The organism is Chitinophaga sp., assembly GCF_036569185.1.
Lineage (GTDB): Bacteria > Bacteroidota > Bacteroidia > Chitinophagales > Chitinophagaceae > Chitinophaga.
Genome location: NZ_DATCRD010000074.1, coordinates 25,076 through 51,898, shown reverse-complemented (window position 1 = coordinate 51,898; position 26,823 = coordinate 25,076). Strand labels below are relative to the sequence as shown.

Below are 26,823 nucleotides of genomic sequence, written 5' to 3'. Positions count from 1 at the left end.
TATGATACAGCTGGAAAGATTTACTGCCGCGGATTTTGACCGTTTTATTTCGTGGGTCGACAATGAAGAAGCACTGGTCCAGTTTGCCGGCCCGTTGTTTACTTACCCATTAACCCATGCACAGCTGAGTGCTTACCTGCAGCAAACAAAGAAGCAACCTTTTAAGATCCGCCTGCTGGAAACGGGCCAGGTGATCGGGCATTGCGAACTGAATTTCGAAAAAGAGATGCCCCGCCTGTCGCGTATCCTGATCGGGGAAAAAAGCATGCGCAACAAGGGCCTGGGCAAGCAGGTGGTAAAGGAAATGGTGAACCGTTTATTCAGCACAACGGAGCATACGGCGGTTGATCTGAACGTATTCGAATGGAACCACAATGCCGTGGCCTGTTACACCCAACTGGGATTTAGGATCAACCCGGATATGGCAGGCACTACCAAAGTAGGCGAAGCGGTATGGAATACCTATAATATGGTGTTGCAGAAAGCCGACTGGATACAGAAACATCATGTGGTGGACGGAGCAAAAGAAAGATATCTTTTTGAATGGCCGGGAAAACGCGCCGCTATGGCGGCCGCCAGCTCGCCGGCCACACAGGTCCTGCATCCCGTGAAAACAGATGCAGTGAATTTTGACAGTACAGAAAATATTTATATTGAAGGAGATAATCTTGAAGTGCTGAAACTGCTGCATCAGCAATATACCGGCAGCATCAAAATGATTTATATCGACCCTCCTTATAATACCGGGCGGAAATTTGTATACCACGATAATTTCAGGCAAAGCAGCGCCAGCTATCATATGCTCATTGAGCAGGATGAAGCTATGCCGGATCCCGAAGCCAGTGGCAGGTATCACGCCAGCTGGCTGTCTATGATGTACCCCCGCCTGAAGCTGGCTGGTACTTTATTGCGTGAAGACGGTATCCTCTTTATTTCCATTGATGACCGTGAACTGCCTAATCTCAGGAAGATCTGTGATGAGATTTTCGGAGAGATGAACTTTGTAAGTTGCCTGCCACGCATCACCAAAAAAGCCGGTAAATCTACCAGCATGATCGCCAGGAACAATGATTATGTATTATGCTACCGCCGGTCGCCTTCCGCCCGTTTTAATACCTCGCGCTTTGATGCCGCAGGATATATTCATTCTGATGAGTATGAGGCGGAAAGAGGCCGGTATAAATTAAACCAGCCCCTGGATTACAGCTCTATCCAATATTCCCCTTCCATGGATTATGAAATTGAAATAGAAGGACAGGTGCTGCGGCCCGGCAATGCCACCCGGGAGGAAATGCTCAAAAGACAGCAACGCAATCCTAAAAGTGATTTCTGCTGGAGATGGAGTAAAGACTTGTATGAATTTGGACGGAAGAACGGCTTTGTAGTGCTGAAACAATCCAGGAATGGTTACCGGATCTATACCAAAACATACGAGAAAGCTACCATTTCCCGTGCAGGGGACCAATATTCCGTGGAGATGAGGGAAAGAACAAAAGCCTTCTCCAGCCTTGATCTTATCGATAACCGCTTCTCAAACGATAATGCCAAAAAAGATATAAGCAAATTGTTCGGGGAGAAAATATTTGAATATTCAAAACCGGTATCCCTGCTCAGCGAATTAATTGACCTGGCTACAGACGAAGGCGATATAGTGCTGGATTTCTTTTCAGGATCAGCCACCACCGCACATGCCGTGTATTCGGTAGCAGCGCTCAGCGGTAAACAGCGGAAATTTATCCTGGTGCAGGAACCTCAGCCTACAGATGAAGAAAGCGAAGCCTGGCATGCAGGCTATAAAAATATTTGTGAAATAGGAAAGGAGCGGATCCGCCGGGCCGCCCAAGCCATAAGAACGGAAACCGGTGCATCATTCGACGATGGTTTCCGCGTTTACCGACTGGGAAATCCCGGCCAATAGCCATCTCCGTTAAAGCAACTTGAACCATATTCCACCACAGTTCTTTTATTAATTATATTTGGGCAGGCATGTCCAATTGCTGCCATTCCATTTGTTATAAGGTATATTATCACACTTAAAACTTAAAAAGATGGAAGAGTTTATGTTGATTTTCAGACACGAGGATGGCAATAAAGTAGCCTCCCCGGAGCAAATCCAGGTTTGGATGAAACAAACAATGGACTGGATCGGCGGGATTGCCGCGCAGAACAAATTCGTGGAAGGAAATGGCTTACCGTTTGCCGACAGCAGGGTGGTGCACCACAATAACGTAGTGACCAACGGGCCTTTCGGCGAAATCAAAGAAACCATCGGCGGGTATATTATTGTGAAAGCTGCTTCAGTGGAAGAAGCGGTGGAGTTTGCAAAAGGAAGCCCGGTATTACAGGGCGATGGCAATACTGTGGAAGTAAGGAAGGTGGACCGTCATTAAAATTATACAGAGGGGCATCAAAAGTAATTTTGCCCAATTCCATCCGGAGCGCATTTCCGCTTCATTACTTTTGATACCCCTCCTGTTTTGTATGGAACAACCCGGCTTAATACCGCACCTGTTCCGGACAGAGTTCCGGAAAATAACGGCCGTACTTTGCAAGGCTTTTGGCATTGCACATATGGAAGTAGCGGAAGACATTGCCGCTGAAACCTTTCTCTCTGCCATGGAAACCTGGCCCTATAAAGGCGTTCCGGAAAATCCAACCGCCTGGTTGTATCTCGTGGCCAAAAACAAAGCGAAGAATTATTTCCAGCGGAACAGGTTGTTTGCAGAAAAAATTGCGGTGCAGATAAAAAATACAGCCACAGAAACAGCAGTGCCGGAGATTGATTTATCGGAAGAAAATATTACCGACAGCCAGTTGCAGATGATCTTTGCTATCTGCCATCCCTGTATTTCCGAAGAAGCGCAGGTAGGGCTTGCACTTCGTATCCTCTGCGGTTTTGGGATCACAGAAATTGCCAATGCTTTTTTAACCAACAAGGAAGTTATCAATAAACGCCTGTTCCGCGCGAAAGAAAAATTGCGGGAAGAAAAAGTGGAGATCGCATTTCCACCGGAAACAGAGATCCCCAAACGGCTGGACAGCGTGCTTACTACCCTGTACCTGCTTTTTAATGAAGGGTATTATTCGGAAAGCCAGGATGCCGTGCTGCGGGAAGACTTATGCCTGGAAGCCATGCGGCTCACTTACCTGTTGCTCGAAAATACGGCCACCAATACGCCGGAAGTAAAAGCATTGTTTGCCCTGATGTGTTTTCATGCCTCGCGCTTTGAAGCCCGTAAGAATGAGAACGGCGAAATTATCCTATACCAGGACCAGGATGAATCACTATGGAATGAAACGCTGATCGCCAAAGGCGCCTGGTTCCTGCATGAAGCTTCCGGCGACGGGAAAAAAGTATCGCGGTACCACCTGGAAGCCACCATTGCTTACTGGAATACACAGAAGCAGGACACGCCGGAAAAGTGGGAGAATATCCTGCAACTGTATAACCGTTTGCTGCAGATCAGTTATTCGCCGGTGGCAGCGCTGAACAGGACCTATGCCCTGTCGAAAGCCAATGGAAAGGAAGCCGCCATAGCAGAAGCGGAGAAGCTGCAGCTGACCGATAACCATTATTATTTTGTGCTCCTCGGTGAATTGTATACCGGCATTGATCAGCCCCTTGCCGTTTCCCATCTTCAGAAAGCATTATTACTCGCTAAAACGGAAACGGATAAACGAACTATCCGGCACAAGTTGGATTTGCTGTTTTAATGAAATTGCTGCGACATTTGTTCCAGGTACGTTTCTATAGGTACCGAGTTTCTCAGCGCCATCAGGTGGTTGCCTGTATTGCCAATAACCGTACGGAATTGGTTGCTTTTCCGGGTAGCCAGGTCGTACAGTACTTTTACAATAACCATCCGGTCGTCTTTCATACTGGCATCTGCCGTTTCAAACAGGTGCTGCAATTTCCTGGTCAGTTCGTCGTATACGGTGATATCCGGATTTTTATTCCAGGTAACGTTCTCTATAAAATTGGTATCCATTGTACCGCCCTGTTCAATGAGCCGCAGTTCAATATTAAGTGGTTTCAGTTCATAGTATAATCCTTCTGTAAACCCTTCCAGCGCAAACTTCGACATGTTATACAGCGATCCCAGCGGCGCTGCGGTAGTGATGCCCATAAAGGAACTTACATTAATGAACATACCTCCGCCCATGCTGCGGAAATGCGGAAGGAACGCCCGGATAACATTAATAGGCCCCCTTGTGTTCACCGCAAACTGCCGGTCTATATCTTCTTCTTTTGCCAGTTCCAGCGCCCCGTAAACGCCCATACCGGCATTGTTGATCACCACATCAATTTTTCCGAATGCCTGAATGGCATCCTGTGTGGCCTGCTGCACTTCCCCCAGGTTGGTTACATCCAGCCGGAATATTTTAATGTTAGGATATTGCAACAGCTCCGTTTCTTTTTCCGGGTTGCGCATAGTGGCAGCTACATTCCACCCCTGTTCTGCAAAATAGCGGGCGCTTGCTTTGCCAAGTCCTGAACTGGTGCCCGTAATAAAAATTGTTTTGTTCATCGTTTTATTATTTACGATACAAAAGTATGGGCACATTGGTATAACTTTGTTACCAGTATCACAGAGTATACCAAAATTAATAGTATGGAAAAAGCAGCCACACCAAGAAATCAGCAGGCAGAATTAAAAGCATTACAGGATACCATTTACGTGGTAGGTGGTAAATGGACCTTACCTGTTATCAACTCCATCTGCAACGGAAATAGGCGTTTCCGGGAAATAGAGCGCAGCATACCGGGTATCACCACGCGTATGCTATCCCGCGTGTTGAAAGACCTGGAGCTGAACAACCTGGTTGTGCGTACAGTATATGATGAATCACCTGCACTGGTGGAGTATACTTCCAATGATTACTGCAAAACACTGGGACCGGTGATACAGGCAATGATCCTGTGGGGACAACAGCATAAGCATAAGATCCGGTCAAAAAAATAATGTCAGCTGCCGTGGCGCAGCGCTTTTGAAAAGGCGTCTGTAATGGCGGCATTATCCCTTCTCAGGATGGTCGGGTTGACGGTCATACGCGAAGCGCCGTACGACTGTGGCTGGCCCACGATGATCCCTTTCTCTTCCCGCAGCCATTTTGCGGTTTTTACGGTGTCGATCTGTTGATCGAAGTACAGGTCAAAAATATTGGTGCCTCTTTCCCTCGGGCTTATTTTTATCCCGCTGATCTTGTTCAGTTCTTTAAAGAGTGCATTGGATTTCCGGATAGATTCCTCCAGCACTTTGTCAATATCCTGTAAGTGGTGCAGTGCCATAGCAGCATTCCCCCAGTTTGTAAAAATGCCGCCTCCATGCACTTTCAGCAGGTGTGGCATTTTATCGATCACTTTCTTTTCACCACAAAGAACAGCGCCGCCCTGTGCACCCAGGTATTTATACAGGCAAAGGTAAACAGTGTCAAAGTTTTTCGTATAGTCGATTACTTTAGTACCGGTAAATGCAGCGGAAATATGCAACCGCGCTCCATCCAGGTGGGTTTTGATGCCCAGCTCCCGGCAATAGGCGGTAATAGCGTTGATATCTTCCAAAGGAAAAAAACTATTGGAGCATCTTCTTACCGGCGTTTCTATAGATAACGCGCCGATGGGTGCTTCAAATGCTTCTTCTGTTTTATGCCAGCTGATGGCCTGCTTCAGCTCTTCCAAGGTAAATGCAGCTTTGTCTTTTCCCAATGGGATCAGCCGCTTGTTAAAGATGGTTTGCGCTGCATCGGCTTCATCGCGGTAAACGTGGCTGCTTTCCTGTACTATCACTTTGGGATGATCGCCTGAAAGCACCTGTAATGCCAGCTGGTTGGCCAGTGTGCCGGAAGGCATATATATAGCGGCTTCTTTGCCGGTTATTTCACAGCATTTGTCCAGCAGCTCTTTCATGGTACCATCGCTGCCGTAAAAATCTCTTGTGATAGCGTGTTGTTGCTGGATAAGTTGAAGCTGTTCAATATAATCCACCGGTTTGTAGAAGATACCGTCGTTGATAAAATAAACCCTTTCGCTGTCTTTTTCAGGATTTACATTGTTGCGCCGTGGTGCCGCTTTTGATGCCCATGGAAGGGCGCCTGCCAACGCACTGAGGGAGGCTGCTTTCAGAAAATGCCTGCGTTGAATATAGGTCATAGTAGTATTTTTTTTGAAAGATATTTATGGGTCTGCCCGGTAAATATAATAAACGGAGAGCATCCCTTTTCATTGTGATCAGGTATCTTTTTTGTGGCATCACATAGTTATGTAACTTTAAAAAAAGATGTATGCAGGAAGAAAAAGCAACGGGGTGGGATTTCAGTTATCTCACCAATACCGGCAGGATGATGGAAAGCCCTTTACCCTGGAACTATTTTATAATGATTGGCCGTTACCTGAAACCGGGCTGCACCCTTCTTGACCTGGGTACCGGTGGTGGCGAGTTTTTAAGCCTGTTGCCGGATAAGGAGCAACTTCGTATATACGCTACCGAAGGATACCTTCCCAACGTGGAGCTGGCGCAAAAAAAGCTGCGCTCATTCGGTGGAACGCTTGTTCACGATTATACAGATGATAACCTGCCTTTCGATGATAATTATTTTGACCTGGTGATCGATCGTCATGAGAGTTATGATCTGAAAGAAGTATATCGCATCCTCAAACCCGGCGGGTATTTTATTACCCAGCAGGTAGATGGCAGAAGCGACCTTTCTATAGCAGAGGTACTGAAGGTAAAGGCCAATGAAGAATTCCTGCACTGGAATATCGACTATGCCTTGCTGCAGTTTGCGCCGCTACCCTTTAATATTATCCACCAGGAGGAAGATACAGGCTTTATGAGATTTTATGACGCAGGTGCATTGCTGTTTTATATCCGCTCCATGCCATACCTGTTTGAGGAATACGACCGCTTTGATTTCACACAGTTATCGGCCTTGTTGTCGGATTATTTTGCCATGAATACTTTCCTGGATGTGCGGAAAGACAGGTTTGTGATCATAGCGCAGAAATAGGCGCTGCAACAATATCTCCCGGCTGGTTGTTAAAAAAGAATAGAATATCGTATGATCATGAAAAATATACTGCTCTTTTTACTGTGCTTACCGCTTTTTACTTTCGCGCAGCGTGAGAAATTATTATATGGATATGCTTATGGCATGATCCACGATGGCAGCGGCGGAGGCGGGGTGACTGCCAATGTGGATTTGTTGCATCACACTATCAGTGTGGGCCCCGGTGTAGAGCTCACTTCCTATAACGGTCATACATTGATCCCTGTATTTGCGGATGTGAAGATCAAACATCGCTTCGGGCATATAGATCCATATGTTGCAGGGCAATTCGGGCGGAATGGTTACAATGTAAGCCGCACGGCAGACGTGCCATCGGGAAACGGGCAGGAACCGGTTACATTCAATGAATCAGGTAAATACTTTTATGGCGTGGGAGCCGGAGTAGCCTGGCACTTCAGCAAAATAGGCGTATTTGCTTCCTATATTTACCGCGGATATAAGTACCGGTATCCCGACAGGGTATCGGAAGAAGACCAGGGTGTTGTGTTTGGTGACAAGTCGGTGAACGCAAGTTTGTTTATAGTGGGAATCGTATTTTAAGATAAATGAGCGCGGGCAATCAATTCCCCGGGTAAATGCGGATGATCTGCCGGCAGGGAATGAAATCACCGGTTTAATGCATCCGCGAGCTGCTGTAGTTTAATTCTTTCAATTTGCCTCCTGTGCCGGAGTATATGCACAATGGCGTGTTCCGCCATTTGTTCTATGTCGTATACCTGGCCCCAGCCTGCTTTTATTTTAAGCGCATCATCCGTTTGTTCCAGCTCATTATCTTTAAATGCGCTGAATACTTTTTCTGTGAAGATGAATACCTGGTCCAGGTCTTCCATGTATTCGCTAATGCTCAGGTGAAATACTTTGGCCGGTCTTACCAACTGATGGCCGTGGAGGTTGTGAATACTGGTAGCGTAGCCAAATCCTGAACTGACCACATGCGACAGAATAGTTTGAACAGAACGGCAGTTGTCATCGGCCGTATCAGGATCGATGATAACAGTGAGTGCGTGATCGGGTATTGTTTTAATCACTTCTTTCAGTGCTGAGAGCGCTTTTTCGTATTCATCGAGCAGTGCGCCGATAGCGCCCTTTCTGAATGATCGGGTCATTTTTTTTTAAGATGATTCCGGCAAATGTAGGGGATTTGGTGTTAATGGCGAAAAAGCTATATTTATGATATGGCTTCGGGGATCCTCTTGTCCCCCAAAAAAAAAAATCCAGCACCTGTGATTTTTTAACCATTGATGCGAATAATTAGGAAATAGCATTCAAAGAATGAATCCAACTGATCTATTTCTTGCTGTTCTACAGGCAAATAAAGGCATTATCTATAAGATAGCCCATTCTTACTGCCAGGAGGCGGAGGACAGGAAAGATCTTGTCCAGGAAATCATTGTTCAGTTGTGGAGGTCATTTAGCAGCTACACCGGCGAGGCTAAGTATTCTACCTGGATTTATCGTATTGCACTGAATGTTGCTATTTCATTTTACCGTAAAGGAACCCGTCGCAAGCAGGCTTCTAATCCCTTATCGGAAGAAATTCTGCATATAGTAGACACTAATGTAAAAGATGATACAGCAGAGGACATTGGCTTGTTACAACGTTTTATTGCAGAGCTCAGGGAGCTGGACAAGGCCGTGATGCTGCTGTATCTGGAAGAGAAAAGTTACCGGGAGATCGGGAGTATAATGGGGTTGTCTGAAACTAATGTGGCTACTAAAATTGCAAGGATCAAAGGGATTCTAAAACAGAAATTTTCGTCCGTCAAAACGTAGCAAAATGGAAGACAAAGAATTGATCCATCTCTGGAAGTCTTATGATCAGAAACTGGAGGAAACCCTCGTACTTAACCGGGAACTGGCAACGGATATTACCCGGATCAAAGTGCAGCGATTTATGTCGTCTATGAAGCCTGTAAAGATTTTTGCCATCATTATCGGCTTGTGCTGGGTGGCCTTTGTAGATTTGCTGATTGTTCGTTTATTTCATACTGCCAGCCCTTTTTTCCTGGTGTCGGCAGGTATCCAGGTATTACTGACCAAACTGGCGATAGGCATTTATCTCTACCAGTTGATCCTGGTGCAGCAGGTGGATATAGGTGAGCCGGTGCTGGCTACGCAGGAGAAGCTGTCGCGGTTGAGATCATCCACACTTTGGGTAGCCAGGTTGCTTTTTCTGCAGCTGCCGGTGTGGACAACCTTCTATCTCAATGCAGCTATGCTGCTACATGCCGGTATCCTGCCGGTGCTGATCCAGTTACTGGTAACAGCGGCATTTGTCTACCTTGCTGTCTGGTTGTTTTTTAATATCCGCTATGAAAACAGGGATAAGAAATGGTTCCGGCTAATTTTCGGCGGCCGGGAATGGGATCCTATTATCAGATCAATGGAGTTGCTGGGCCAGGTGAGGGGCTATAAGGTGGAAGAATAATGATCTCCGGCCGGGAGATCACCTTCCTGTTGCGTAGGCTTCATCTTATTATAAATATCATTGTATGTATCAAAGTTCCGGAATACCTGGCTGGTAGGTAAGTTTAGCTGCTGGGCTATCGTGGAAATACTATCTGCTCTTGTGAGCAGTTTGATGGCTTCTTTTGTCTGGTTGGTGGCAATAAGCTGGCTAACAGCCTGGATGAGCCGCTCCTGGTAGGAATTCCCTTTTACATTGGCGATGTAGGGATGTGTAACAAAGGTTCTTGTGAGCTCATCCAGCCGGTTCATAAACCCGGTAAGGTTGCTGTAAGGCGCATCTATCTTTGAAAAATTATTCCAGTAAAGGTCATACTTAACATAGTCGATCACCATATCGACCAGCAGTTCCTGTTCAAAATTGATCCCGCCGTTGTTTTCGTTAACGGCAAACTGCGTCATCACAGCGGAAAGTATAGGAAGGAGGTTATTGAGCTCAATAAGCTGTTTGTTGCCTGCCAGTAGCTCCAGGTCCGGTATGGGAAGGTATTCGTTTTCCGTAAAGTCTGTATTTTTCCCGGTGGCGAGTATTTGCAGGGCGCGTACCAGCGTTACCAGGAAAGGATGCTCCCGGATAATCAGGTGATCGTTATCGGTGAGCTTCTGGAAATTTTTGTAATCTTTAAAAGCGTACATGATTTTGTCCAGCACCAGGTATTCCTCTGCCTCCCTGCGAAACGACTGTTTGTTGGAGTAGAAGAAGAAACAATTTTCCATATCCGCTTTGTTATGATAGCGGATCATGAATTGGGTTTGATAATGATCGTAAATATAGAAGGGAAATATCCTGGTATCTTCCGTGCCGTTTGCTTTCAGGAAATACAAACCGTTGTCCAGTTTGCAGGAGAAGATAAACCAGCCTTCTTCGTTATTGAACCGGGTGTTGGCAACGTCAAATTCAACCAGCGTTTCATTGGCGCTGCTGAGTATGGAGTAACCGCCAAGTAGTGTAACAGGCACCAGGTCAGGAAAGCTGTTCCGGTCGTACTTGGCGCCAAAGAACAGGAAGTTGGGCCGGCCCGGTGTAAGGCTATTGGTAGCAGTGATACTGAATGTTTCAAGATTTTTGCTCAGGTATTCGTGGGTGGCTTTGAATGATAATATGGGCGCCACGGAGGGATAGTCGATATCGAACTGGAATGCTTTGTCTTCATCTACAATGAGCAGGTATTCCTGGTAATAATCGATCAGGGTTACCTTCAGGCGGTAGATGGCTTTTTCCACGAACATATCCAGCCCGGAAGTGTACCCAGTGTAAATGATCTGCAGGTCGCCGTTTACAAGTACCAGGTGCAGCCCTTCCACCGGCTGGTTGAAAGCTACGGTTATATGGAATTTATCTTCAGAATTGTTCATAACCCATTGTATTTTCAGAGAAGTTGATGATAGTTTTTTGTTCGCCACTTACATTGTCCAGTAACACATAATTTCCTTTTTCCAGCTTATAATGCCATTTATCTCCTATGCTTACATTATCTGTACGTAACTTATCTGCATTTTTATTGTAAAGGGTTACATTGGAATTGCGGTTAAAAGTGATCTCGAAGTTGTAGGCTTCTTCCAGTTTTTTCACCTCGCAGATCACGATGTTATCGCCGCCATTGTCTGTAGAAGCGCTACCGTTCTGGATCTTGTTGTATTTCAACGCATAGGTGGGGAAATTGCTTTCAATATGCTGTTTCAGATCCAGCGCAGTGATCCTGCCGTTGTTGTTGATGTCGGCATCTCCTTTCAGGCTTTCGATGAGAAACGAAGTAAAGGCGCCCCTTTTCTGGTTGGAGTCGATGGAAACTTCATAGCTTAGCTTCCCGTAAATGGTGGAGTTGCATACCAGTACTTTGGGGACCCGTTCGCCTACTTTATTTTGCCAGTCGCCTATAGGAGGGAGCCCTTTTATAATAGTATCGCTTTCCCGGCAGCAGTCGAGGAACAGCAGCACTTCATCAAAGATGCCTTTATTGATGAGCCCCGTGAGGTAGTCCAGGCTGGATATACAATGGTTGATCATTTTGGGCCAGAACCGCATACAGAGTGCGGTATTATTGAAGGTATTGCCGATACCATGTCCTGAGAAATAGAAGTAGAAGCGGTTCGTTTCGTTTTTATGTGCTTTTGCATTTTCGGTGAAAGCTTCAATAGCATTATCAATTTCATAGCCAATCACCACCTGGTTATTAGCGTCGGATTTCAGTAGTTTGATGTTGTCCGGGTTGGAAACGAGATGCATATCGGTGAGGAATTTTGCAAACGCTTCCGCATCTGCTACCGCCCCGGAGAGTGCCCTTTTATCATAATGGTCAATGCCTACTATAATTGCATATTCCATGGGTTAAATGCTTTTTAGAATAGCGGTTAAAGTGAGCGCGTCGTTATCGAAGTCGCCATGTTTAAGAGAACTGCACCGCAGGCTTTCGTCTGCATTTTCCAGGTCGGTGGAAAGGATCAGTTTATTATTGCTGATGTACTGGTTCAGTTTTTTCAGCTCATCAAAGGTTTCATAGCGACCCGTGGCTTTCAGCTGTTCATGCAGTCCCATAATTTTTGCGTCCACTTCGTCTTCAAACAGACCGGATACCAGGTATAACAGGGAATGGGTATAGGCAAAAGGAATGCAATGATCTTTTTTTTCATTGCTTTCTTCCATGGTAAACATTTTGAAATGTTTGAACACACCTTTTTCCTGTGCGGGGGATCCTTTCTGCAGGAAGAAATCGGTGCGGCAGGCGGGCGCCAGGAAGAAGACATTGTTATAGGTGATGCTACTGAAATACTGGCTGCTGGCTTCCAGCAGGTTACATACGGCAATGGCGCCGGCGCTGTGGCCTACCAGTTCTATGTCCAGTTTTTTGCCTGCGGCTTTTCTTTTTTGCAGGTGTACATCCAGCAGGGAAAGAAAGTGGGTGCCGGCATGGAGGTTACTCCCGCTTAAACCGTTATTGCTGCTGAACATGTTGCCGGACTTATCTTTGATCTGTTTCCATCCCCATCCGCCGATCCTGTCCAAATAGAGTTTCCGGAAGGCTTCTTCCATAATGGTAGGGTAGAAGTCGTGGTGCGTTTTTTTAAAATAACGTTTCAGCACGGCAAAAGCTATCTGTGCTACCACTTTGGCTACGAACAGCATTCCACCCTTCGCAATTTCATCTCCTTCGGCCTGTTCATATTTTAGCTCATCTGATCCTTCGGCGCTCACCAGGCCTTTGGCTTCTGTTTCCAGTTTAGCGTAGTAGGTGCTGTAGTTTTCGTCTTCCTCATCTATTTCAAGGGGAGTGCCACCGCGGGCATCCAGCGATTTATCCAGGTCTTCAAAGGGGGCTGTTTTCTGTTTTTCTATGGCTATGGTTTCATCGCTGAAATAGGTGCCGCCGCCTTTCGCATCGTCAAGCCCCAGCTTTTTGGCCACCAGTTTGGTGACAAATTTCACGACCTCATCAAAAGCGCCTTTGCCGGTAAGCTCTTTCAGGTTCTTCAGGTTCTGCACCACCACTTCAGCCGGACCGGTTTCCCATACAAAGGAAACGGTATGCCTTTTGGCATCCGTACTGGCAAAATGCTCTTTCATAACCATTGCGGCCTTTAGCCCGCTTTTTTCGCTCACCAATCCTCCATGGAAATAAATAAGCAGTTTTTCAATATCCTTTTCTTCAAGGAAATTAAAGATCTGTTCCACATCGGCAGGGGAAGAGGATAAATGACCGGAGTCTGCAAACGTGCCATTGGCGCCAACATTGACAAAGAAAATTTTTTCAAGTGCTTCCATGATGTTTTCTGGGGTTGATTTAAATTACACAGGGAGCCCTTTGCTTTTGGAGTTTGGGGTGTTATTGGGAGTTACTAGTCTTCCGGGGCTTCTTTTCCTTTGATCTAATTTCGGTCATTTTTGCAGAAATTCAAAGTTTATTGTGTATACGATGATGTAACTTCACCGGGAGAATAATTGGTTCTCTTTTAAGAAAACCAAAATTCTTTTATACCTTTACACCCGGATATCAGTAACTATTTTGGAAAAATACAGGGAAAAGATTGAGCAGCATAGTACTACTATGGAATCAATGGGGCTTACACCCGTAGCGGCAAGGATATATATATACCTGATGCTGAGTGAAGAGCACCAGGCCACATTTGAACAAATGGTGGACTATTTCGGGGTAAGCAAAAGCGCCGTTTCCAACGCGCTCAAGATGCTGGAATCGGTAAAGATGGTAGACGCCAAAACCATTGGTGGACAACGTAAGCGGTATTTTTCCGTGAATATGAAAGGCATGTTTAGTGAGGAGTACCTGTCTACCAGGATAAAAGCTTTTTACAATCTACTGGATGATATCAGGACCATCAGAAAGGCCGATGATGATTTTAGCGGGGAGCTGGAAGATATATCAGGTTTATATAAAATGATGCTGTTCGAAATTCCGTTGATCCTGGAACGATGGAAAAGAACCATTGCATTAAAACAACAACGCAAATAATCTCTTTTTTTGTCCACATTGGTTCTTTTAATTCAGAACTAAAAGAAATTAATTTATTCAGATGAAAACAGTCGCACTGTTGCTGTTACTGGCTTTCCATGTACGGGTAGCAGCCGGGCAAAGCATGCCTGTAAACAACAACGCCCCGCAATGGACACTGGAGAAATGTCTTGAGTATGCCATTACCCATAACCAGGACGTACTGGCCCAAAAACAGCTGGTGCAAGCCGGTATGCAGGATCGTAAGGCGGCGGTAACGCAGCTTGTACCCGAACTATCATTAAAAGGCGCCATCAATAACTACTGGAAAATTCCTGTACAGGTATTCCCGGGAGAGCTGGTAAACCAACCCGCCGGCACCTTTGTACCAGTAAGAATGGGAACTCCCTGGATGGGCAACTACGGCGTGGATGCAGACCTGCCACTGGTAGATGTGCAAACCTGGCAGCGCATAAAACTGGCCCGGTTGCAGGAACAGGGCGCACAGGCGGAATACAACTCCCTCCTGAAAACCCTGCTGAAAAATGTGCGCATCGCCTGGTACAGTGTACAGCAGCAACAGGAATACGTTACTGTTACCAGCGGCCTGCAGGAAAATTATGAGCATGTTCACCAGCTGATCTCCCGGCAGTTTGATAAAGGGCTGATCGATAAAATTGTATTGAACCAATCGGCCACACTGTTGAAAAACCGCGAAGCGGAGCACATAAAAGCCGTTGCCGGTTTGCAACAGAGCTACCTGGACCTGAAATTCTGGATGGGCTTCCCGCTGGAAGACACGTTGCCGGTTACCCCTTCTGACAACCTGCCGGAACTGGCTGTTGCCGGTTTTCGCGCGGAAGAACTGCCCGGTTATGAAGCGGAGTTACTGAAGGTAACAACCGCCCGCCAGGATTACCGTTCTTCTTTGTCTGCCATCTATCCGAGCCTGCATGTTAAAGGTAGCTGGGAACAACTGGGCTTCGGCGATAAAAGCAATTTCATCACCAGGTCGCCCTGGTTCACCGTAGGCTTTATCGGTTTGCAGCTTAGTATGCCGCTATCGCTCAGCAGGACCACCTATACGCCCCGCAGCCGGAAAGCCCGATGGGAAGCGGCCGGCCAGCAGTTCAAAAGGTATACATCTCAGCAGGAAAAAAAATACCGGCAGGAGAAAGTATTACTGGAACAGGCGGCTGAAAACATCCGGCTGCAACAGGAAAACACCCGGCTGGCAACGGAGAATGAGCAACTCACCACTTTAAAAATCAATAAAGGCATCATTGATATGATACAGCTGAAAGAGGTACAAACCGATCTTTATAAAGCGCAGGAACAACTGAATGAAGCCCGTATGGATTTTTTCAGGCACTATACAGAAATTAATTACCTACAAAATAAATAAGCTTACATGAGAAAGCTTTTATTAATAGCAGGAACGGCTATCCTGGTAACCGCCTGTAAACAAAAAACACCTGTTTATACTGTGCAGCGCCGCATCCTTAATGAAGCAGTATATGCTTCAGGTGAAATTATGCCCGGGGCTTATTATTTCCTGAAATCCAACAGCACCGACCTGCTTCTGCAAATGAAGGTAAAAGAGGGAGATGCCGTTATCCGCAACCAGGTACTGGCCGTATTGGGAACGCCCAGTGAACAAACACAGGCAGCTATTCTCCAACGCCAGGTAGCGCTGGCCGGTAGTAATGCCAATGAGGGTTCGGCGGCGCTCAACGAATTACAGGAAAGAATAGAACAGGCAAAACAACAGCATGAGGCAGACGAAGTAAACGCTGCGCGATATACAGATCTTGCAAAAGATAAAGCTGTTTCTGAAAAAGATGCGGAGCAGGCCAGGCTGCAGGCCGCCGGCAGCTTGCGTACCTATAAAGCATTACAGCAGCAGTATCTCTCCCAAAAAAATATACTGGCAGATAAATTCCTGCAAACCCGTGAGCAACTGGCGGCCAACAACCAGGTAAGAGAAGGGAAAATACTGAAAAGCCCGGTGAATGGAACTGTATTTAAAATATATGGGAAAGAAGGAGAACTGGTACCACTCAATAATCCCGTGCTGATGATAGGCCTGCCCGGTACATTCAAACTGGAACTACTGGTAGACGAAAGGGATATTGCGAAGATCAGGACAGGCCAGAAAGTATATTTTGAAACAGAGGTGTATGCAGGCAAACAATTTGCAGCCACTATCAATAAAATTATTCCCGTGTTGCAAAAGGAAAGCAGGAGCTTCCAGGTGGAAGCCGCGGTGCTGGACAGTAACACATTCTATCCCCAATCATCAGTAGAAGCCAATATTATTATCCGTGAAAATATTCCTGCATTAATGATCCCTGCAGATTACCTGCTGAAAGGCGATAGCGTATACCTTCAGCAGGGAAAGGAGTTGCGTAAGATCCATATCGGCACGCATACAAGAAGCGGCGATTGGGTGGAAGTAACAGGTGGACTAAAACCGGGGGATATCATCGCCAAAAAGGAGTAAGCCATGAAAATATTTACCAACATACAACTGGCGGCGTCTATCGCATTTACACATATGCGCACCAGGCTGAAACAAACTATTGTAGCCACTGCCGGTGTTGCTTTCGGCATTACGGTTTTTGTGTTCATGGTAAGCTTTATCAAAGGGTCCAATGAATTTATCAGGAACATCGCCTTTGAGCAATCGCCGCACCTGCGGCTGTATAATGAAGTACAGGCCACGCCGGGCACTATTCTCGATAAAGTAAACACACAGGCCATAAACATAGTGGATCATGTAAAGCCCAAAGATGTTTTGCTGAGCCTGAAAGATGGAAAACAAATTGTACAAACCCTTCAACATGATCAGCGGGTGAGCGCTGTTTCAGGGTCTATCAACACACAGGTATTTTACCGGCTGGGATCCAGCGCTATCAATGGTATTATCAACGGTATTGATTTTGAAGCGGAGAATTCCCTGTTTAATCTCCAGGCAAAACTGGTGGATGGCAGTTTCCAGGAACTGGCCACCATGCCCAACAGCCTGGTAATGGGCGCCGGGCTGGCAAAAAGACTTAATCTGAAAACCGGCGACCGGCTTACCCTCACCACGGAGAAAGGAAATACTTTCTATGTAACGGTAGTGGGGATCTTTAAAACAGGGATGACCGACATCGACAAGCAGCAGAGTTATGCCAGTCTGAATACGGTACAGCGTTTCTTCGGTGTGCCCGCTGCATATATCACCGATATCAAGATCAAGCTGCACGATATGGAGCTGGCGCCGGCATTTTCAAAGGAGCTGCAAACGAAGTATGGTTTTCATGGATCGGACTGGAAACAGGATAACTCCACTATCATTGAAGGGGATGTGATCCGCAATATGATCGTATATGGGGTAGCCGTTACCATATTGCTGGTGGCGGGATTTGGGATCTTCAATATCCTCACCATGATGATCTATGAAAAGATGAAGGATATCGCCATCCTCAAGGCAATGGGTTTTTCTGATGCGGATATCCGGTGGATCTTCCTGGTACAGGCGCTGACGATTGGCTTTACCGGCGCTTTGCTGGGACTTTTATTCGGTTTTCTTTGTGCCTACGGCATCTCAAAAATGCCCTACAAAAGTGATGTGATGATCACCCTGGATCATTTGCCGGTGAGTTTTGCCCCGGTATATTATATCACCGGTTTTACTTTCGGTATTATCACCACTGCACTGGCGGGCTACCTGCCGTCGCGCAAGGCATCCCGTGTAGATCCGATCACCATTTTAAGAGGATAAGTCATGAACCTGATCTCCGTAAGAAATGTAAATAAATATTTCCTGCAACCGGCAAAGATGCAGGTGCTGAGCAATGTGAGCTTTGATATAGAAAAAGGAAAATTCGTTGCGATTACCGGTAAATCAGGGAGCGGAAAGTCTACGTTGCTTTACCTGCTGTCTACCATGGACACAGATTTTGAAGGCAGTATCCGTATTAACGGGGAGGAGATGCAGGGAAAAAGCAATGCCTGGCTGGCCGGTTTCAGGAACCATCATATCGGTTTTGTATTCCAGTTCCATTACCTCTTACCTGAATTTACCGTGTTAAGAAATGTAATGCTCCCTGCGCTTAAACTAAGGGAATACAGCGCCGCGGAAACGGAGCACCGTGCCATGGAACTGCTTAAATTACTGGGAGTAGACAGCCAGGCACATAAGCGGGCATCCCTGCTTTCGGGTGGGCAGCAGCAGCGGGTGGCCATTGCGCGGGCGTTGATCAACGACCCGTTGATTATTATGGGAGATGAACCTACCGGTAACCTGGACAGCTATAATTCTGCGGTGGTATTTGATCTCTTTAAAAAATTATCAACAGAAAAAGGGCAAACGATATTAATGGTTACCCATGATGAAGATATTGCCAGGAGATCAGATCATACCATTCATCTTACAGATGGCAAAATAGATGAGGAAACCGGTGTATAAAAAAATTCAGGGCAGCTTCGCCACCAGTTTTTCAGGCAGATGCTTCAGGATAAAATAAATGATCTTCCATTTGCTTCCCGGTACTATCGCAAAGCCATTGCCGGCATTTACTATTTTACGGGCAATAAAGGCCGGCTCCATTAACAGGTATTCCGGAAGAGCCAGTCCTGCAGTCATTTTGCTCCGGATATATCCTGCTATAATTACATTTACAATAACTTTCCGGGAGAAGAGATACTGGCGTAATCCCGCCAGGTATTGGGTAAATGCCGATTTGGTGCTCCCATATACAAAGTTGCTTTTGCGGCCGCGTACACCGGAAAGCGACGACAAGCCAATGATGCGTTCCAGGTGCATGTTTGTGGTATCTGTAGCAATGATATTCAGAATAGATACCGCGCCGGCATAAAGCACATTTATCATCCGGTAACTGCCCTCCCAGTCTGCCAGCGCCTGTTCATTGGTTACCTGGAAGCCCGCTGCATACACCACGATGTGCGGCTTGGCGGGTAGTCCTGCATAAAACGCGGCGTGATCACTGAATGTGGTGGCATCAAAATAACAGATGGATAGCTGCTGTGATGCAGCATTCCGCGCTTTCATGAACGCCGCGATTTCTTCCGTGCTGCGGGAAGCGGCGATAACATGATAACCTTTTTCCAGGTATAGTAATATAGCTTCTTTGGCTACATCAGAATTGGCGCCGAGTACAAGCACTGTTTTAATGGCATCATTACGCATAGGCCATAAAAATAGTCATTGTCCGGAGATTGCCCGCATGGCAGGGGAAATAACTCCCCCGCGCATTCATCCGTCAGGATTTTCTTTTACTGATATCGCACAGCATATCAGAATGGATATTTAAACCGATGTTGGTAATATTATAGAGATGTTCGCTGGCTACCAGCCAAACAATTTCACAGATCTGCCGCTCGGAGTAATATTCCGCCAAACGGCTGAAAGTGGCCGGGCTTACGTTTTTATCTTTTGTAAGGGCGGTAACATAGTCCAGCAGCGCCCGTTCAGCCGGGGAAAAAAGCGGGCTTGTTTCATACTCGTCCAATGCGTCGAAACGGTTTACATTCATGAATGCCTGGATCGCCACATACCGGCTGGTGTCTATACAAAAGAGGCAGATATTAATGCGGGACACCTGCTGGCGGACCAGCATCACCAATTCCGGCGACAGCTCCAGCTTTTTATCCAGTTGGGAAACTTTACCGTAAAACATGCCGAAACCCAGTGGTAACCGGGCAGAATGCACCTTCAGCGGGGCCAGTACTTTACCGAACTGCCGGCGTGTAAAAAAATAAACCAGTTTCATTACCAGGCCCCTGGGCTGGTCGATAGGGGTGAGGAAAGTGTCCATTGTTATTGTGTTTTGTATGTTAACAGGTTGCTTATACCTTAATAAAGATCGGGACCGTCGAAATTGGACAATAGGAGGGGAAAATATTTTCCGGCCCCGGTTTTTTTATCCGGCTATTTACTGTAATCTTATATAGTAATACAATAACCCGATGATGATACCTAGCATGAACAGGTGGATCTCCAGCCTGTGTTGTTTAACTATAGCGGCAGTAGCCACTGCCCAGGCTCCCGTTAAAAATAATAAGCTCGAAAAAGTAGATGCTGCGTTAGCCGCTATTCTGCAGGAAGCAAAAGGCGCCGGTTTTGCGGTGGCAGTAGTGGAGAAGGACCAGGTGATATTTTCAAAAGGCTTTGGCTACCGGGATATGGCCCATAAATTACCTGTTACAGCGCATACCCGCTTTGCTATTGGCTCCTGTACCAAGGCTTTTACCAGCGCTTTACTGGGCGGATTACGCAAAGAGGGAAAAGTGGATTTTGATAAGCCGGCTACCTATTACCTGCCGGCGCTGGACTTTTCAGATCCGTATCTTAACACCCAGGTAACATTGCGGGATATGATGTGCCACCGGACAGGGTTCGCCCGTTACGACCTTGCCTGGTACCTTTTCGAAACCGATTCCAGGGATTCGCTGCTGAAGCGGATGCATTACATGAAGCCTAATGCGCCATTGCGGGCCCGCTGGCAATACAATAACTTTATGTTCATGGTACAGGGCATGGTGGCGGAGAAGTTAACGGGGCAATCCTGGGAACAGAATATTAATAACCGCTTCTTTCAACCGCTGGGCATGAACGAGTCATCTATCGGCTCCGTTTCCCTGGCAGCCGCGGAAGAAGCCTCCCGTGGATACGAATTAACCGATGAAAATGAGATCAAAGAAAAGAAGTATCACGCTATTGTTGCCATGGGGCCTGCCGGCGCTATCAACAGCACGGTAACGGATATGTCCAGATGGCTCATTGCCTGGATCAACGGGGGAAAATATAACGGCAAAGAAATTATCCCGGCAGATTACCTGAAAGAGGCGATATCTCCGCAGATGGTCATCCCCGGAGGTTTACCGGATAAGAAAACCCCGTATGTACAGTTTGCCGATTATGGTCTTGGCTGGATGTTGTTTTCCTACCGGGGTCATTACCGGGTAGAGCATGGCGGGAATATAGACGGCTTTACCGCGTTAACCACCTTTTATCCGACAGACAGTATCGGCATCGTGGTGCTGAGCAACCAGAATAATTCAGCTATCCCTACCAGGGTAACCAACCTGATCACCGACCGGCTGCTGGGAGTTGCCGAAGAGGCGAAGCCAAAGGAAAAGAAAGGTAAAGGTGGGGAAGCGCCTAAGCCCTACATAGATTCAACTTTGAAGCCCCATCCTGCTACGCACCCGTTAACAGCATTTGCCGGGGTGTTTAAGAATAATGCCTATGGCGATTTTAATATTTCTGTGAAGAAAGATTCCCTGTTTGCCACATTCCCTGAAGTGACCTGGTACCTGAACCATGAGGACTATAACATTTTCTCTCCCTATGATGCTGCAGATACCGTGATCGATGTAAAGTATAGGTCGAATATGCGGGTACAGTTCCTGATGAATAACAGCGGGGACATTGACCGGTTAAGTTTTAATTATGACGGCGACCCGGTTATATTTGAGCGTGTAGCCCGGCAGGTAGTACTGCCTCCTGCTTCCCTGGAGCAGTTTAAAGGTATTTATAAGATAGGATCTATGCCGGTAACCATTAAGCTGTCGGATGCCAAAGCGCTGACAATGGAAGTGCCGGGCCAGCCATTGTATACGCTGGAAGCCACGGACAATACCACTTTCCGGATCCTGGAGCTGAAGGACTTCAGGGTTAAGTTTATAAAAGATGATAAAGACAAGGTAGTGGCATTAATATCCATGCAGCCCAATGGCTCTTTCCGCGCGGAAAAGGAAGCCGGTAAATAAAAAGAAAAAACCGGTGCAGTTCTGTAGTACTGCACCGGTCTTGGGGAACATTGTATTTATTGCATGGGGCCGGGTTACGAAACAACGGCGTTAAGACACACTTTTAAATTTAACATTGGGGTGTTACTGGGGATACCATCGGTCATACAAATCGTTGCCAGAGCTGTATTTGATGGGATCTCCGGATAAAAGGCCATTAGCTGTTATTCCTGTTAATCCTTAACGGATTGTATTACAGGCACAAAAGTATAACGCAGATAAAGGGGAATCAACTGCGAAAATTCGCAGGTTAAGCTATTCTTTATTATTTTTACTGTCAAAAAGATGCATCCTGATAAGTTGGCGTTTGGAAGTTATTCGAAAGCATTTATAACAGATGTCCCGGCTGATCTTACCAGCCCGGAAGCATTGCATTTTAAAAATACGATCCGCCGGTTCGCGGATGAAGCCATCTATATATATTCTTTTAAGGAGAACAAAATGTTGTATGCCGATGGCTGGGAAGACCTGCTGGGCTATGCAGACAATGAGATCAGTATGCTTACCATTGTAAATATTACGGCTCCCGAGTATGCTCCCTTCTCCAATGAACTGAACGACAAAGCCCTGATGTTTCTCCATAATAAATATATTGGGGACGAACCATACAGCTTTACCATAGAACTGAAAAAGATCCATAAGAACGGCACTCCTGTGCCCCTCATTTCCAAAGTGGGCGTATTTACCACCGAGCAGGGAAAGGTGACCAGTATTATAGGCCACTCCCAGAAAAATGAGAGCATTAAATTTGGTAACGTGATGCGCTATGCGGCATACGGCCCGGAAAAATCCGAGTTTGAAGAAGAGCTGAACAAGCAGCTGTTCCGCTATTATGCTATCTCCGAAAAAGAGAAAGACGCGCTGTCCCTGGTAGCAGAGGGTTATTCTTTTAAGGAAATTGCCGCGCGGTTTGGCGTATCGCAATCCGCCATCGAGAAACGGATCTTACCGATGTATAAGCGTTTCAATGTAAAAAGCCTGACCCACCTGATCAGCTTTGCATTTGCAAACCATATTCTGCCTTAGCTGGTTTTTTCTTCGGCACATATCTTTCCAGGTTGAGGGAAAGCATCTTTTCCCTTTCCACTCCTATACTATGCAGCATATTCTGCCAGGTGGCAGATAGTTTCCGGTCCTCATCATCATTGCCCAGCACCCATATCACATTGGTGTCTTTGAGCGCGGTCCTGTTAATATCGTTGGTGGAAGAGCCATCTACAAAGCTGAGGAACCTGTCTGAAGTAATGAGGTCTTCCTTGATGGGGTTGCCTGGGTTGATATCGTCAATTACCAGGATGGAGGCCTTTCGCCAGGTCCACAGTACATCTGCGGTGGAGTCGTCGTCCTGTTCATAGAACATGCAGTACAGCTTCATGGCGGAAGTGTAAACGGCGGAATAGTGGCGGATAGACAGCTCGGTAGCGATAGCCACGCTCAGGCTGGTTTTACCGCTGTTCTTGGGGCCAAACAGGAACAGGTGCATGCCTTGGGTATTGCTGTCGAGGAAACGCCTGATCAGGTTGATATCTTCCGGCGCAATTTGTTCGGTGCTCCACTGGCTAAGCCGGAACTGGAAAGGATAGCCAGGTGTTTGCAGGTACATTTTGGTAAGATACCAGTAATAGGTAGGATATATCAGCAGCAAACTGGTTACCACTACCGCCACCCTGGCGGTGGTGGTATCATAGCACAGCAGGGAACAGAAAAATGCGCCAAGCCAGAAGAACAGCAGATCCGTGATGGTATCAAAAGCCACGTTGCCCCAGGCTGGCTGGAATACATATGATTTTACACCCCCTTTTTTCCCGATGGTCAGTGGCCCCAGGAAGTTAATGACTTCAAAAACCAGCCACAATGCGCTGATGCTCCAGGCAGCGGTAAGCGCGGCGCTGGCCTCATCCATACGATTTTTTAATACCAGGTATACAATAAAAGAAGGAATAAACCCGAGTGAAAAATGGCCAAACTGGTTGGCCAGCCATGTATAGGTAAGTGTAACCCCGCGGTAAGAATCCTTACCTCCGAGGTCAGCTTTCAACTGACGGAACATGTTTCCGCGGGTAATAGTTTTTTTCATGAGCAGTTGGGATAGCAGCGGTTGGATTAATTGAGGGTAAATATAGTAAGTTGACAGAAATAATATGTGCTGTCTTTAAAAAAGATGCTTCCTGGGCGTATATTTAAAGGATATTCAGCTTTTATGAACAAAATACTTGTTTTTGTTTTTTTATCAGCGCTCCTGTCCAGCGCAACCGCACAGGAGGCGGTTTATTTATTTGCTTATTTTAAAGACAACGGGCAGGATGGCCTGCACATGGCGTATAGCCGGGACGGTTATAAATGGCAGGCGCTGAACAACGATCGCTCCCTGCTTACTCCCACAGCGGGAGGGGACAAACTGATGAGGGACCCCTGCATCATCCGCGGGGCAGATGGCCTCTTTCATATGGTATGGACGGTTAGCTGGCACGAAAAAGGAATAGGCTATGCTTCCTCGCCCGATTTGCTGCACTGGTCCGCCCAAAAGGAAATTCCCGTGATGGCGCATGAAGCCGGGGCGCAGAACTGCTGGGCGCCGGAAATTACTTACGATGCCCGTCGACGGGAATATATGATCTACTGGGCTACCACTATCCCCGGCAGGTTTGCTGCCGGCGACACCTCCGGCGATGGTCATTATAATCACCGTTTATACTACGTTACCACGAAAGATTTTCAGCATTTCAGTTCTGCAAAATTATTGTACGACCAGGGCTTTAATGTTATCGACGCCAGTATTGTTCCTGATAAAGGCCGTTTTATAATGTTCCTGAAAGACGAAACAAAAACACCTCCGCAGAAAAACATCCGCATTGCCGTGAGCAATACCTTAACCGGTGGCTATGGGAAACCATCCCCACCCATTACCGGGCAATACTGGGCAGAAGGGCCAACCGCCCTGCATACAGCCGGTAAATGGATCGTGTATTTCGATAAGTATACCCAACACCGTTATGGCGCCGTGGAATCTACCGATATGAAAACATGGACAGATGTATCGGATCAGTTATCCATGCCGGATGGGATACGGCATGGCACTGTACTTACCATTACCGGCAAAGAGTTGGACCGGCTGATGGAGGGAGCCGGCAGGTAAATGTTTTGAAAATTCCCGCCTGTTATCGTTTCCGCCTGTGGCATTTATTTGCTGGCATCACCGGAAAAATATCCCGGTGTCGGTTTTATTCTATTTTCCCGGAACCTGCCATAGTAGTTTTGAGAAAAAAAGAACATGAAAACAGCAAATACCACAAAACAGACAGTACTTGTATTAGGCGGCACCGGTAAAACCGGCAGCAGGGTAGCAGCCCAACTTACAGAAAAGGGCTGGCCCGTGCGTATCGGGTCACGTTCTGCGGATCCCTCCTTCGCCTGGGAAGACCGGTCCACCTGGGGACCAGCCCTGCAGGGTGTGCACGCCGTATATCTCAGCTATCACCCCGACCTGGCCGTACCGGGTACCACGGAAACTATTCGTGCATTTACAGCTGCCGCTATCAGCAGTGGGGTACAGAAAATAGTACTGCTGTCCGGCCGCGGGGAAAAAGAAGCAGAGGCATGCGAGCAGATCATTATGAACAGTGGTATCAGCTGGACGGTAGTAAGATGCGCCTGGTTTAACCAGAACTTCAGTGAAGGATACCTGGTGGACCCGCTGCTGGCCGGTCATGTGGCCCTTCCCGCAGGAAGCGTTGCAGAGCCCTTTGTTGATGTGGATGATATTGCAGATGTAGCGGTAGCAGCGCTCACAGACGACCGCCACAACGGTGAATTATACGAGCTCACCGGTCCACGGCTGCTGACCTTTAAAGAAGCTGTACAGGAAATAGCCAAAGCCACAGGTAAGCCTATCCGGTATGAAGCCGTTTCAACAGACGCTTACAAGGCTATGCTGGTGGAATATAATATCCCCGACGATTTCATCTGGCTGGTTACCTATTTATTTGCGGAAGTACTCGATGGCCGTAATGCCCATCTCAGCGATGGAGTGCAACGTGCATTAGGCCGGGCTCCGCGTGATTTTTCCGAATATGCCCGGAAAACAGCCGCCACCGGCGTATGGAATTGATACCAAACAGCAGCGCAGTATCATTTCCATACTGCGCTGTTTTTTATAAAAGATAAATAAGCAATACTCCTATACTGAATAAAACATGGCTCAGTCCCACGGCAGTTACATACGACACTACCGGAACAGCCGGAGGGTTTGGATGAAGCCGGATAAATGCCAGCCAGAACCCCATCGCGAAAATGCCGGTCAATATGCCCAGTACAATAGTATAACGAATGGTCAGATCTCCTACACCGGCGTCCCACAGGTAAAAATAAATAAATGCAAAAAATACCCCGATGAGATAATGCAGTACCGTACCGGTAACAAGATCTGCCGGTTTACGTGTGAGCCCGCCACCAACCCCGGTGTGGTTGGTAACCATGGTGGCAAGCACGCCAACCACCTTATAATTTCTCCCTGTAATAGCTGTCAGAAGATATAAAGCACTTGTCATCAGTAAAGTACCGGATATGCCAGCCGCGATCGCTTTCAGATAAAACATAAGAAACGGGTTAGTATATCAGTGTTTTATCAAATAGTAATCCGTTTGGCAACAACCCGCTTTGACCTGCTTTCTGTTGGCGCTGCGATGTACAGGCGCTACATTTTGAGGCGAGGTTTCTGCAATGTTGTGCATGGCGGCGCTGCAATTACAGCATCGCGACTATCATCCGGCAGGGCATGTAATTTGTGGCACTGAGAGATAGAGCAATTTCATCTTTCACTTAAATTTCATTGTTATGGCAGATGATAAAAAAAATGTAGGGAAACAGGATGATATCCGCGTAGATAGCCAGGATCCTTCTGAAGTGGAATACCTGCATCAGCAGTTCCCGGCTAAAACCCATGAGCAAATTAAGGACGCCATTAAAAAGGCCGGGCCCCTTAGAAAGGATATTATCAACTATCTGAAAGGTCATTAAGGGGATT

27 protein-coding genes and 1 pseudogene are annotated in these 26,823 nt (G+C 46.8%); 18 read left to right on the top strand and 10 right to left on the bottom strand.

Features of this window, described 5'->3' with window-relative positions; genetic code table 11:
• The first annotated feature begins 1 nt into the window (after nt 1).
• The 3 genes from VIM72_RS05610 (at nt 2) to VIM72_RS05600 (ending at nt 3,714) form a co-directional block, all read left to right on the top strand.
• Nucleotides 2-1,918, top strand: a complete 1,917-nt coding sequence (locus VIM72_RS05610) for a GNAT family N-acetyltransferase (RefSeq protein ID WP_332001887.1) — start codon at nt 2-4, stop codon at nt 1,916-1,918.
• 142 nt (nt 1,919-2,060) lie between these two features.
• Entirely contained in the window at nt 2,061-2,390 is a 330-nt protein-coding gene (locus VIM72_RS05605) for a YciI family protein (RefSeq protein WP_332001886.1), read from the top strand.
• A gap of 91 nt (nt 2,391-2,481) precedes the next feature.
• Complete coding sequence (locus VIM72_RS05600; protein WP_332001885.1) at nt 2,482-3,714, top strand: RNA polymerase sigma factor; 1,233 nt, start codon at nt 2,482-2,484, stop codon at nt 3,712-3,714.
• Here the strand turns inward: VIM72_RS05600 and VIM72_RS05595 are convergent.
• Nucleotides 3,711-4,529, bottom strand: coding sequence for an SDR family oxidoreductase (locus VIM72_RS05595; protein ID WP_332001884.1), 819 nt, complete (start codon nt 4,527-4,529; stop codon nt 3,711-3,713). The genes VIM72_RS05600 and VIM72_RS05595 overlap by 4 nt on opposite strands.
• 84 nt (nt 4,530-4,613) lie before the next feature.
• Here VIM72_RS05595 and VIM72_RS05590 point away from each other — a divergent pair, with 84 nt between their 5' ends.
• Nucleotides 4,614-4,964, top strand: coding sequence for a helix-turn-helix domain-containing protein (locus VIM72_RS05590; protein WP_332001883.1), 351 nt, complete (start codon nt 4,614-4,616; stop codon nt 4,962-4,964).
• Between the two features lie 2 nt (nt 4,965-4,966).
• Here the strand turns inward: VIM72_RS05590 and VIM72_RS05585 are convergent, their stop codons facing one another.
• The gene (locus VIM72_RS05585) at nt 4,967-6,151 is read right to left on the bottom strand and encodes a threonine aldolase family protein (RefSeq protein ID WP_332001882.1); all 1,185 of its coding nucleotides are present in this window, start codon (nt 6,149-6,151) and stop codon (nt 4,967-4,969) included.
• 131 nt (nt 6,152-6,282) lie between these two features.
• Between VIM72_RS05585 and VIM72_RS05580 the strand changes: the two genes are divergently transcribed.
• Together VIM72_RS05580 and VIM72_RS05575 are read left to right on the top strand one after the other, a co-directional pair.
• Nucleotides 6,283-7,008: a class I SAM-dependent methyltransferase gene (locus VIM72_RS05580; protein ID WP_332001881.1), complete on the top strand. Its 726-nt coding sequence runs from the start codon at nt 6,283-6,285 to the stop codon at nt 7,006-7,008.
• Between the two features lie 57 nt (nt 7,009-7,065).
• Nucleotides 7,066-7,608 carry a hypothetical protein gene (locus VIM72_RS05575; RefSeq protein WP_332001880.1) on the top strand — a complete coding sequence of 181 codons (543 nt, stop codon included), beginning with the start codon at nt 7,066-7,068 and terminating at the stop codon, nt 7,606-7,608.
• Between the two features lie 65 nt (nt 7,609-7,673).
• Here the strand turns inward: VIM72_RS05575 and VIM72_RS05570 are convergent, their stop codons facing one another.
• Nucleotides 7,674-8,174, bottom strand: a complete 501-nt coding sequence (locus VIM72_RS05570; RefSeq protein ID WP_332001879.1) for a DinB family protein — start codon at nt 8,172-8,174, stop codon at nt 7,674-7,676.
• Between the two features lie 166 nt (nt 8,175-8,340).
• Here VIM72_RS05570 and VIM72_RS05565 point away from each other — a divergent pair, with 166 nt between their 5' ends.
• Nucleotides 8,341-8,841, top strand: coding sequence for a sigma-70 family RNA polymerase sigma factor (locus tag VIM72_RS05565; protein ID WP_332001878.1), 501 nt, complete (start codon nt 8,341-8,343; stop codon nt 8,839-8,841).
• Between the two features lie 4 nt (nt 8,842-8,845).
• Entirely contained in the window at nt 8,846-9,496 is a 651-nt protein-coding gene (locus tag VIM72_RS05560) for a hypothetical protein (protein WP_332001877.1), read from the top strand.
• Here the strand turns inward: VIM72_RS05560 and VIM72_RS05555 are convergent.
• From VIM72_RS05555 to VIM72_RS05545, 3 genes are read right to left on the bottom strand one after another with little or no spacing between them, the layout of a single operon-like run.
• Nucleotides 9,478-10,890, bottom strand: coding sequence for a hypothetical protein (locus VIM72_RS05555; protein WP_332001876.1), 1,413 nt, complete (start codon nt 10,888-10,890; stop codon nt 9,478-9,480). The two genes, VIM72_RS05560 and VIM72_RS05555, sit on opposite strands and share 19 nt — an antisense overlap.
• Nucleotides 10,877-11,860: a caspase family protein gene (locus VIM72_RS05550; RefSeq protein WP_332001875.1), complete on the bottom strand. Its 984-nt coding sequence runs from the start codon at nt 11,858-11,860 to the stop codon at nt 10,877-10,879. Before VIM72_RS05550 ends, VIM72_RS05555 begins: the two co-directional genes overlap by 14 nt.
• Nucleotides 11,861-11,863: 3 nt before the next feature.
• Nucleotides 11,864-13,294: a hypothetical protein gene (locus VIM72_RS05545; RefSeq protein ID WP_332001874.1), complete on the bottom strand. Its 1,431-nt coding sequence runs from the start codon at nt 13,292-13,294 to the stop codon at nt 11,864-11,866.
• Between the two features lie 241 nt (nt 13,295-13,535).
• On the opposite strand from VIM72_RS05545, the gene VIM72_RS05540 reads away from it, so the two are divergent.
• The 5 genes from VIM72_RS05540 (at nt 13,536) to VIM72_RS05520 (ending at nt 18,435) form a co-directional block, all read left to right on the top strand.
• The gene (locus tag VIM72_RS05540; RefSeq protein WP_332001873.1) at nt 13,536-14,000 is read left to right on the top strand and encodes a hypothetical protein; all 465 of its coding nucleotides are present in this window, start codon (nt 13,536-13,538) and stop codon (nt 13,998-14,000) included.
• 61 nt (nt 14,001-14,061) lie between these two features.
• Nucleotides 14,062-15,384, top strand: coding sequence for a TolC family protein (locus VIM72_RS05535; protein ID WP_332001872.1), 1,323 nt, complete (start codon nt 14,062-14,064; stop codon nt 15,382-15,384).
• Nucleotides 15,385-15,390: 6 nt separating this feature from the next.
• Nucleotides 15,391-16,482 carry an efflux RND transporter periplasmic adaptor subunit gene (locus VIM72_RS05530; protein WP_332001871.1) on the top strand — a complete coding sequence of 364 codons (1,092 nt, stop codon included), beginning with the start codon at nt 15,391-15,393 and terminating at the stop codon, nt 16,480-16,482.
• A 3-nt stretch (nt 16,483-16,485) separates the two neighbouring features.
• Entirely contained in the window at nt 16,486-17,748 is a 1,263-nt protein-coding gene (locus VIM72_RS05525; protein WP_332001870.1) for an ABC transporter permease, read from the top strand.
• A gap of 3 nt (nt 17,749-17,751) precedes the next feature.
• Nucleotides 17,752-18,435 (top strand): ABC transporter ATP-binding protein, encoded by a 684-nt coding sequence (locus VIM72_RS05520; RefSeq protein ID WP_332001869.1) that lies wholly within the window; start codon nt 17,752-17,754, stop codon nt 18,433-18,435.
• 6 nt (nt 18,436-18,441) lie between these two features.
• On the opposite strand, the gene VIM72_RS05515 is transcribed toward VIM72_RS05520, so the two are convergent.
• Both VIM72_RS05515 and VIM72_RS05510 read right to left on the bottom strand, forming a co-directional pair.
• Nucleotides 18,442-19,176 (bottom strand): SDR family NAD(P)-dependent oxidoreductase, encoded by a 735-nt coding sequence (locus VIM72_RS05515; RefSeq protein ID WP_332001868.1) that lies wholly within the window; start codon nt 19,174-19,176, stop codon nt 18,442-18,444.
• A 73-nt stretch (nt 19,177-19,249) separates the two neighbouring features.
• Nucleotides 19,250-19,804 (bottom strand): carboxymuconolactone decarboxylase family protein, encoded by a 555-nt coding sequence (locus VIM72_RS05510; RefSeq protein WP_332001867.1) that lies wholly within the window; start codon nt 19,802-19,804, stop codon nt 19,250-19,252.
• Between the two features lie 151 nt (nt 19,805-19,955).
• Between VIM72_RS05510 and VIM72_RS05505 the strand changes: the two are divergent.
• Both VIM72_RS05505 and VIM72_RS05500 read left to right on the top strand, forming a co-directional pair.
• A pseudogene (locus VIM72_RS05505) lies at nt 19,956-21,443 on the top strand (serine hydrolase); the annotation flags it as partial.
• A gap of 642 nt (nt 21,444-22,085) precedes the next feature.
• Nucleotides 22,086-22,826, top strand: coding sequence for a LuxR C-terminal-related transcriptional regulator (locus VIM72_RS05500; RefSeq protein WP_332001865.1), 741 nt, complete (start codon nt 22,086-22,088; stop codon nt 22,824-22,826).
• Here VIM72_RS05500 and VIM72_RS05495 read toward each other — a convergent pair.
• On the bottom strand, nt 22,792-23,877 hold the full coding sequence (locus VIM72_RS05495; RefSeq protein WP_332001864.1) for an ATP-binding protein: 1,086 nt from the start codon (nt 23,875-23,877) through the stop codon (nt 22,792-22,794). The genes VIM72_RS05500 and VIM72_RS05495 overlap by 35 nt on opposite strands.
• 123 nt (nt 23,878-24,000) lie before the next feature.
• Between VIM72_RS05495 and VIM72_RS05490 the strand changes: the two genes are divergently transcribed.
• Nucleotides 24,001-24,936 (top strand): glycoside hydrolase family 43 protein, encoded by a 936-nt coding sequence (locus VIM72_RS05490; RefSeq protein WP_332001863.1) that lies wholly within the window; start codon nt 24,001-24,003, stop codon nt 24,934-24,936.
• Nucleotides 24,937-25,071: 135 nt separating this feature from the next.
• Nucleotides 25,072-25,908, top strand: a complete 837-nt coding sequence (locus VIM72_RS05485) for an NAD(P)H-binding protein (RefSeq protein WP_332001862.1) — start codon at nt 25,072-25,074, stop codon at nt 25,906-25,908.
• Nucleotides 25,909-25,951: 43 nt separating this feature from the next.
• Here VIM72_RS05485 and VIM72_RS05480 read toward each other — a convergent pair whose 3' ends face one another.
• Entirely contained in the window at nt 25,952-26,395 is a 444-nt protein-coding gene (locus VIM72_RS05480; protein ID WP_332001861.1) for a hypothetical protein, read from the bottom strand.
• Between the two features lie 238 nt (nt 26,396-26,633).
• Between VIM72_RS05480 and VIM72_RS05475 the strand changes: the two genes are divergently transcribed.
• Nucleotides 26,634-26,816, top strand: a complete 183-nt coding sequence (locus tag VIM72_RS05475) for a DUF3606 domain-containing protein (protein ID WP_332001860.1) — start codon at nt 26,634-26,636, stop codon at nt 26,814-26,816.
• The last annotated feature ends 7 nt before the right edge of the window (nt 26,817-26,823 follow it).